A 1,285-nucleotide genomic window follows, 5' to 3' on the forward strand; every position below is an offset into this window, starting at 1 on the left:
AGGCCCAGCGGCTGGTCGAGGGCGCGGTGCGCGACCACTTCGACAACTGGCTGGCCTCGGACACCAAGTCCGCCGGCGCCATCCTCGACTTCCTCGTGCTGCGCGCCGAAGAGCGGCTGCGGCGGCGCCAGGAAAAGGAGACCGCGCGAAAGTCCGCCACCAAGAAGCTGCGCCTGCCCGGCAAGCTCACCGACTGTACCGCCAAGAGCCGCGAGGGCACCGAGCTCTTCATCGTCGAGGGCGACTCGGCCGGCGGCTCGGCCAAGGGCGCGCGCTTCCGCGAGACCCAGGCACTGCTGCCGCTCAAGGGCAAGATCCTGAACGTGCTCGGCGCCGCCTCGAACAAGCTGACGTCCAACGCCGAGATCCGCGATCTCTGCGAGGCGCTCGGCGTCGGGCTCGGTACCAAGTTCAGCCTCGACGATCTGCGCTACGAGAAGATCATCATCATGACCGACGCGGACGTGGACGGAGCCCACATCGCCTCGCTGCTGATGACCTTCTTCTACACCCAGATGCGCCCGCTGATCGACCAGGGCCACCTCTACCTCGCCTGCCCGCCTTTGTATCGCCTGACCCAAGGCGCGCGCCGGATCTACGTGGCCGACGACGCCGAGAAGGAGGAAATGCTTAAGAAGGGGCTCGGCGGCAAAGGCAAGATCGACGTGCAGCGTTTCAAGGGTCTGGGCGAGATGGACGCGAAGGACCTGAAGGAAACCACGATGGACCCCGCGACCCGCAAGCTGATCCGCGTCACGATCGACGAGGACGAACCGGGCGAGACCGGCGACCTCGTGGAGCGCCTCATGGGCAAGAAACCCGAGCTGCGCTTCCAGTACATCCAGGAGAACGCACGGTTCGTGGCGGAACTGGATGTGTGAAGTCTGCTCCAACTAGGTCTAGGGTCAGCCGCGCCATCGCCGGTCCGCGGGATGGCGATGCGCGCTCCGAGCCTCTCGATTTATCCCGGCCACCTCCGAATGACCCCGGCACGCAGCACCCGGCCCGGCCAGATCGCCAGCCCGGGGCGGGCGGGCCGGCGATGGCGCGGCGGCCTTCGGCCTTGTTCCGCGCCGAGGCACCGATCAGGGGTCGGATCCCCGATGCCGGCATGCGGTCTTGCCAACAGCCCGGGACAAGCGCCCGGAAGACCGACACGGCCGCCGCCACAACAGCGCGACGCCAGGCCCCTTGCCTCGCCGCCGCGCAGCGGGTTCAACGGGGCGACACCAGACGCGGCGATATGATGCTACACCTCTCCTCTCCCTGGCTCGATTTCGATCTC

Annotated in this window: 1 protein-coding gene; it reads left to right on the top strand. The window is 67.5% G+C overall.

Annotation, left to right across the window (positions count from 1 at the left end):
* On the top strand, positions 1–881 hold an 881-nt coding region (locus tag HC022_RS26760; protein ID WP_254885285.1), incomplete at its 5' end, for a toprim domain-containing protein.
* Between the last annotated feature and the right edge of the window lie 404 nt (positions 882–1,285).

The organism is Salipiger sp. HF18 (assembly GCF_011806505.1).
In the GTDB taxonomy this organism is placed as follows: Bacteria; Pseudomonadota; Alphaproteobacteria; order Rhodobacterales; family Rhodobacteraceae; genus Salipiger; species Salipiger thiooxidans.